Annotated in this window: 8 protein-coding genes; 3 read left to right on the forward strand and 5 right to left on the reverse strand. The window is 64.9% G+C overall.

Annotated elements, in window-relative coordinates:
• Window positions 1–72: 72 nt before the first annotated feature.
• Window positions 73–798, reverse strand: a complete 726-nt coding sequence (locus tag AAG813_RS06115; RefSeq protein ID WP_341912896.1) for a haloacid dehalogenase type II — start codon at window positions 796–798, stop codon at window positions 73–75.
• 149 nt (window positions 799–947) lie between these two features.
• Between AAG813_RS06115 and AAG813_RS06120 the strand changes: the two genes are divergently transcribed.
• Window positions 948–1,424 (forward strand): SRPBCC family protein, encoded by a 477-nt coding sequence (locus tag AAG813_RS06120; RefSeq protein WP_341912897.1) that lies wholly within the window; start codon window positions 948–950, stop codon window positions 1,422–1,424.
• Window positions 1,399–1,755: a helix-turn-helix transcriptional regulator gene (locus AAG813_RS06125; protein WP_341912900.1), complete on the forward strand. Its 357-nt coding sequence runs from the start codon at window positions 1,399–1,401 to the stop codon at window positions 1,753–1,755. Before AAG813_RS06120 ends, AAG813_RS06125 begins: the two co-directional genes overlap by 26 nt.
• Before the next feature lie 117 nt (window positions 1,756–1,872).
• Here AAG813_RS06125 and AAG813_RS06130 read toward each other — a convergent pair whose 3' ends face one another.
• The 3 genes from AAG813_RS06130 to AAG813_RS06140 all read right to left on the reverse strand — a co-directional run bounded on the left by AAG813_RS06130 (window position 1,873) and on the right by AAG813_RS06140 (window position 3,860).
• Complete coding sequence (locus AAG813_RS06130; RefSeq protein ID WP_341912902.1) at window positions 1,873–2,400, reverse strand: hypothetical protein; 528 nt, start codon at window positions 2,398–2,400, stop codon at window positions 1,873–1,875.
• Between the two features lie 296 nt (window positions 2,401–2,696).
• Window positions 2,697–3,605: a peptidoglycan DD-metalloendopeptidase family protein gene (locus tag AAG813_RS06135; protein WP_341912904.1), complete on the reverse strand. Its 909-nt coding sequence runs from the start codon at window positions 3,603–3,605 to the stop codon at window positions 2,697–2,699.
• Window positions 3,606–3,641: 36 nt separating this feature from the next.
• On the reverse strand, window positions 3,642–3,860 hold the full coding sequence (locus tag AAG813_RS06140; RefSeq protein WP_341912905.1) for a hypothetical protein: 219 nt from the start codon (window positions 3,858–3,860) through the stop codon (window positions 3,642–3,644).
• A gap of 182 nt (window positions 3,861–4,042) precedes the next feature.
• Between AAG813_RS06140 and AAG813_RS06145 the strand changes: the two genes are divergently transcribed.
• On the forward strand, window positions 4,043–4,792 hold the full coding sequence (locus tag AAG813_RS06145; protein WP_341912907.1) for an SOS response-associated peptidase family protein: 750 nt from the start codon (window positions 4,043–4,045) through the stop codon (window positions 4,790–4,792).
• A gap of 72 nt (window positions 4,793–4,864) precedes the next feature.
• Here the strand turns inward: AAG813_RS06145 and AAG813_RS06150 are convergent, their stop codons facing one another.
• Entirely contained in the window at window positions 4,865–6,565 is a 1,701-nt protein-coding gene (locus tag AAG813_RS06150) for a methyl-accepting chemotaxis protein (RefSeq protein ID WP_341912909.1), read from the reverse strand.
• Window positions 6,566–6,887: the final 322 nt, after the last annotated feature.

The following is a 6,887-nucleotide window of genomic DNA, read 5'->3' on the forward strand; positions in this document are numbered from 1 at the left end:
AATTATCCGTGAGAGCAGGTTTTCTCGCCGCTGAATGTTGCCACGCGGGGTTCACCGTCCGTGCCTCCGGCCTCAGCACCCCAGCTGCTCCGCCAGCGCCAGCAGATCTTTTGCGTGCCAGGTGTTGGCGGGGTCGGGCGACACGTCCTTGGGTTGCGCTGCGCCAAACTCGGCCGGCCGTTCGATGTAGGCGGTCTGCAGGCCGCAGGCGCGGGCGGCGGCCAGGTCGTCCTGGTGGGCGGCCACCAGCATCACGTCGGCGGGCGCCAGGTCAAACACTTTGGCCACGCCCAGGTAGGTGGCCGGGTCGGGCTTGTACGCGTGAAAGACCTCGGCCGACAGGATGCAGTCCCACGGCAGGCCCGCGCGTTTGGCCATGTTCGTGAGCAGGCCGATGTTGCCGTTGGACAGCGTGCAGATCGTGAAGCGCGATTTGAGCCGCGTCAGGCCCGCCACCACATCGGGCCACGGGTCCAGCCGGTGCCAGGCCTTGTTCAGGTGCTGCTTTTGCGCCTCGCTCAGATCGGCCAGGCCGAACTCGCCGAGGATGCCGTCGAGGATCAGCCGGTGCAGGTCGTCGATCAGCGTCCAGCCCAGCTCGCCCGCCATCACACGGCGCATGGCCGGCTGGTAGCCGGCGCGCCAGGCCAGCGCAAATGCGGCGCCGTCCACCTCCGGCCGCAGGGCCTGCACTTCGCGCGTTATGCCGCTGTGCCAGTCCACCACCGTGCCAAAAACGTCAAAGGCCAGAACCTGGGGAAGCACCTGGGCGCGCGGGAGTGATGGCGGCGTGTTCATCGTTGCATTATCGGCATGCGCGGTGCTTCCGCTACGGCAATGCATCGTGCAGCCAAATGGTTGCATGTTTGGAAAAACCAGTGCAAAATACAAGCGCAACTAAATAGTTGCTTATTCATCAGCAAGGATTCACCGACAGGAGATTTCTCATGAGCACGGAAACCAGCACCGACCGCATCGAACGCAGCATCCACATCAAGGCCCCGCGCAACAAGGTGTGGCACGCGCTAACCAACGCCGAGGAGTACGGCCAATGGTTTGGCGCCAAACTCACCGGCAAACGTTTTGAGCCCGGACAGCGTGTGCAGGGGCCCATCACCATCCAGGGTTATGAACATGTGGTGTTCGACGTGGTGATCGACCGCGTCGAGCCCGAAACCCTGATGAGTTACCGCTGGCATCCCCATGCGGTTGACGCAGGCGTTGACTATTCGAAAGAAGAACGCACGCTGGTGACCTTTACCCTGAAGGACGCAGCCGGCGGCACGCTGCTGACGGTGACCGAAACCGGCTTTGACAAGGTGCCGCCGGCGCGCCGCATGGAAGCCTTCCGCGGCGTCAGCAACGGCTGGCCGCATCAGCTCGACAACATTGCCCGCCATGTCACCAGCCAAACCGCGCGCTGACAAGGCCGCAGCGCCCGGAGCCGACATGGCGCCGGTCTTCTTCGCCCTGGGCGACAAGACGCGCCTGCAGCTGGTGGCCGCGCTGTGTGTGGGTGGCGTGTTTTCCATCGCGCAGCTCACCGCCAACACCGCGCTGACGCGCCAGGCGGTCACCAAGCATCTGCAGGTGCTGGCCGATGCCGGGCTGGTGACAGACCTGAAGATCGGCCGCGAACGGCTCTGGCAGTTTGAGCCACAGCAGCTGGACGAAGCGCGCCGCACGCTGGAAGTCATTGCGCAGCAGTGGGATCAGGCGCTGGGCCGCTTCAAGCTGGCAATGGAGAAGGGCTGAAACGATGGACGCCCAGGAAGGCGGCTGCTTTCCCGGGCGTCAAACGCTACATTTTTAGTAGCTGGTGGCGCAAGACCCTCAAGGGCTGGAGCCACTTTTCATTCTCAAAGAGGCGTATCAGGCGGCTTTGGCAGCGCGCCGCTGGCTGAAGGCCGAGCTGCGTTTGGGCTTGACGGTGGTGGCGTCGTCGCCGGCGATCTTGCCGGCCAGGTCGGCGGTTTTCTGCTCGATCTGCGCGGCCAGCTTGCTCAGCGCCAGGGCGCCGGGTGCGGTGGCCTGGGCCAATGTGGCCAGGGTGCTGACGCCGGTTTTTTCTTCAAACAGCGCGGCGTTGGCGGCTGCGCGCTCGACACCGGTTTCGGCCAGCTTCACCAGCTGGCTGACCACCTGCTCGGCGCCGTCGGAGCTCAGGGTCAGGCCCTTGCTGTACAGCGCGCTGAAGGCCAGCTGGGCGGCCGTGGCGTTTTTGGCGACTTCTGCGCTCAGCTCCGAGCGCGACTGCTTCAGCGCGCGGTTCCAGCGCTGCTCCAGCTCGCTGACCACACGCTCGCCGCCGGCGCGGTAGGCATCGATCACGTTTTTGGCGGTGTTGCCGTAAGACTCGATCAGGTCGGCTGCAACGGTAGACAGGTTTTTGGCGCTCATGGGGGTTCCTTGGGGAAGTGGTTCAACAATGCCACCATCATGCGGGTTTTCCCTAGTGACTGCGACCTAATGGGCTAGGGGCGGGCATCCAGAACCGGGCCTCGAGCAGTGCGGAGAGCCGAATTTGCTACGCTTTCAGGAGCTGCCAGCGCAAGCAAGGTATTGGGCTGGAGGCACATTTGGCCTGTAATTTTCTCTAAACCGTTCGGGCTGAGCCTGTCGAAGCCGGTTTGCGGTGATGACGCCCTCGACCCTTCGACAAGCTCAGTGCGAACGGGGGGTGGCGCCGCCGGGCCTCAGGCGGCCAGAAACAGCGCTGGGTCCACCATGGTGCGGTTCAGCATCACGCCCCAGTGCAGGTGCGGCCCGGTCACGCGGCCGGTGGCACCCACCGCGCCCACACGGTCGCCGGTTTTCAGCACGTCGCCCGGCTGCACGTCGATGGCGCTCAGGTGGCAGACCATGCTCAGCAGGCCGCCGCCGTGGTCCAGCCAGACCGTGTTGCCGTTGAAAAAGTAATCGCCGATGTCGATCACCCGGCCCGGCAGCGGCGCCAGCACCGGTGTGCCCGTGCCGGCCGCGATGTCCATGCCGCTGTGCGGGCTGCGCGCCTGCCCGTTGAAGACGCGCCGCAAACCGAAGGAGCTGGAGCGCCGCCCCGGCGTGGGCACCTGCATGCGCAGGGCCTGCGGCAGTGGCTGGCTGAAGGTGGCCATCACCACCGCCTGGTGCGCGCGCTCGCGCTCGTAACGCGCCAGGTCTTCCGGCGACAGGTCCACCGTGCGCGGCGAGACCCTGAGTTGCTGCTCGCTGTAGCGCTTGGGCGCCACCGTGTAGGCCACCTGGCGCTGCGCGCCGTCGGGCGACTGCACCGCAATGCTCGCCGCACCGGGCGTGGCCGCCAGCGGTATGCCCACCAGCGCCGTCCACTCGATCACGTCGCCCACCACCAGCAAGGGGATGTCGCCGTCGGCGTGCGGCAAATGCGCCACCGGCCTTAGCGCCGCCGGACCCAGCGAGAGCCGGGCCACACCGCCGGGGACGGCCAGCGGTCGCGGCCAGACGCCAGAGGACGACGGCGGCGACGGCGAAGCTGGCGCGGCGCCAAGGCGCGCGGCCGGCCAGGCCAGCAGGCCCATGCCGGCGAGCAGGGCACAGCGGCGGTTAAACAGCGCGGGAGCGGGGAGAGAAGGGCGGTTGGGCACGTTGCGGGCGGCAGGTTGGCTTGTTTGTCTGCTGGTTTATTCGGGTATCCAGGTGATCTTGCCGTCCTTCACATAGTCGTCAAACTGCGTGATGGGAATGGCGGTCAGGCCGACGATGCCCGGGGCATCTTCCCAGCTCAGGGTGGCGCTGTCGAACGACAGCGCGACTTCCACGCGCACCTTCGGAATCGTGATCGGCGCACCGTCACCCGGTGTGTAAGTCACGTCACCGGTAATCATGGCGAACTGGGGCATGGCAATCTCCTGGAGGGATGGATGAATGAGTTGAACGGCAGCGGGCGCCACATGGCACCAACAGGCCGCAGAAACATATTACGCGTGGAAGCGGGCCTTGTGTGTCGGCGAAGGACGCGACTTGCGGGGCGGGCGCGGCCGTCCCGTAGCGTGCGCCGGCTGCACTGCGATAGCATCACCGCATGAGTACCTATTACGAGAGCCTTCCCACCGCCACGCTTTACCCCGACGCCTTCCATGTGGCCGCTCCCGCTGTTCCCGTGGGGCGTGCGGTGTGGCCGCGCCAACCGGGTGTCTTCATCCGGGCGGCCCAGGCCGCAGGGGCGCAGGAGCCCGTTGCGATCGAAGAGGCTGCAGCGGCTGCAGAAGTCACAGAAACCAAAGAAGCCGCAGGCGCTGACAAGCCCGCGCGTGAAGCGCTGGTGCGTGAACTGGTGGCCGGGCAGTTCGGCCTGGTGCCGCGCTGGGTCAAGTCGGCGTCCGACGCCAAGCTGCGTTCGACCAAGCTGGTCAACGCCCGCTCGGAAACCGTGACCACCTCCAACAACTTCCGCGACGCCTGGCTCGCCGGGCAGCGCTGCATCGTGCCGATGATGGCCTTCATGGAAGACGACTGGCGCAGCGGCAAGGCCGTGCCCACCCGCATAGCGCGCGTGGACGGCAAACCCATGGGGGTGGCGGGCCTGTGGGAAAGCTGGACGGGCGCCGACGGCGAAGTCATCGTCAGCTACACCCTGCTCACGGTGAACGCCAACAGCCACGCGCTGATGAGCCGCTACCAGCAGCCCGGCAACGAAAAACGCATGGTGGCGATCTTGAACGAGGGCGCGGCCGACGCCTGGCTCAGCGCCCGGCCCGAGAAGGCCAGGGAGTTCATGCGGGCCTATCCGGCCAACTGGCTGACGGCCAACCCGGTCGAGAAAAAAAGCTGATCTTCCGGCGCAGGACATGCCGGCCCTGTCGGGCCGGGGCGCTGCCGGTTACCCAACAGCCTTGCAACGCTCTTAAAACGTTTCCCAACTCCCTTGGGCGGTCGCCAGGGCACCTGCATGGCTCAACTGCCGCTGCACAGGGGCCGCCACGGCCGGTTTGGGCCGGGGCGGCTGCATGGGTGTCACGTGCGGACGGCTGCGGGCGGCGGGCCGCGCTGAGTCTCCCTGTCCGGGGTGTTGTTGCTGATTGAGCCTGAACACACTGACCACCTGACTGAGCCCGCTGGCCTGCTCCTGCAGCGAGGACGCTGCCGCTGCGGCTTCTTCCACCAATGCGGCGTTTTGCTGCGTCACCTGGTCCATCTGCGTGATCGCCTGGTTGATCTGCTCGATGCCGGCGGTCTGCTCCTGGCTGGCCGCCGTGATCTCGGCCATGATGTCGGTCACGCGTTTGACGCTGTCGACAATCTCGTCCATGGTCTTGCCGGCCTCGGCCACCTGTTTGCTGCCTTGTTCGACCTTGCCGACGGAGTCGTCAATCAAACCCTTGATCTCCTTGGCCGCGGTCGCACTGCGCTGGGCCAGGTTGCGCACCTCGGCGGCCACCACCGCAAAACCTCTTCCCTGTTCCCCGGCTCGGGCGGCTTCGACGGCGGCGTTCAGGGCCAGGATGTTGGTCTGAAAAGCAATGCCGTCGATCACGCCGATGATGTCGACGATCTTGCGGGACGAGTCGTTGATGGCGCTCATGGTGCCCATGACTTCGGCGACCGAGTTGCCACCCCGAAGAGCCACGCTGGAAGCCGAGACGGCCAGCTGGTTGGCCTGGCGGGCGTTGTCGGCATTCTGTTTGACGGTGGACGTCAGCTCTTCCATCGACGCTGCGGTTTCTTCCAGGGAGCTGGCCTGCTCTTCGGTACGGGACGACAGGTCGTGGTTGCCGGCGGCAATCTGGCTGGAAGCCGTCGCTATCGTGTCGGTGCCGCTGCGCACTTCGCCAACCACCTTGGCCAGGCTGTCGCGCATCCCCTTGATGGCATGCAGCAGGCTCGACTCGTCACCGACGCGGGTCTGCACATCAATCGTCAGATCGCCGGCAGCGATGCTGCTGGCAATGCCCATCGCGTAGTCAGGCTCACCACCGAGTTGCTTCATCACGTCGCGGGTCAGCCAGACGGTGATCCCGACACCCAGCAGGACGGCAATACACGCCATGACCACGCTGATCAGCAGCATCCGCTGCGTGAATTGATGCAGTTCTGCTTCAGTGCTTTTGGCAGCCTCGTTTTTTGCCTTGATGAACTCCTGCAGACGCCCGCGCATGTCGCGCCAGGTCGGTGTTTCTGCGGTGTTCAGCAGGCCCTTGGCAGCATTCGAATCGCTCTGGGCGAGCGCTGCAATTTCCTTCTGCAGCAGCGCCTGCTTGTCACGCAAATCGCCGATCTTCTGCAGGATTTTCAAGGTGTCCCCATCCCCTTTTGAAAGGGATAACGCCGCCTGGTAGGAGGTTTTGAATTCGTCGCTGGCAGCGTCCAGATTTTCCTGGGCTTTCTTGTTCGTGGGGTCGAGCACGATGTTGCGCAAGGCCTGCCCCATCTGCAAGCCCTGGGCATACAGATTGCTCCCAGCTTGAAGCAAGGCCTGGACCTGCTTGAGAAAGTTCTCGAACTGGCCTCTCGCGTTCTGCATACCCACCAGCGCCACACCAATGGCCAAGGTGAAACAGGCGCAGACCAGCGCCATCACGGAAATCATCTTGGTTCTGAGTTTCACGGTGCACTTCCCTTTTTTGTTTCGATTCCACAGAAAAAACGGCGGTGGTCCTGCTGCGGCCGATGCCATGGCCAGGGGTTCCCTCCATCAAGGCGGGATACGCCAGACTTCAAGCCTGCCCTGGTCATCGGCCCCTGCAGCCGGGCGCAAAAAGCCGCCGGCGCGGCGACGGCCCGTAAGCGTCCTCTCAATACCCCTCTTGACGCCGGATCGATGAAGGAGCTAAAGCAGGTCGCTCACACCTTCGTTGACCTCGTCGACGAACGTGTCATTTGACCAAGCCAGGCCGATGGCCTTGTCCAGGCGTTTAAGCAGGGCGTTG

This window comes from Polaromonas sp. YR568, from assembly GCF_943371715.1.
Taxonomy (GTDB): Bacteria; Pseudomonadota; Gammaproteobacteria; order Burkholderiales; family Burkholderiaceae_C; genus Polaromonas.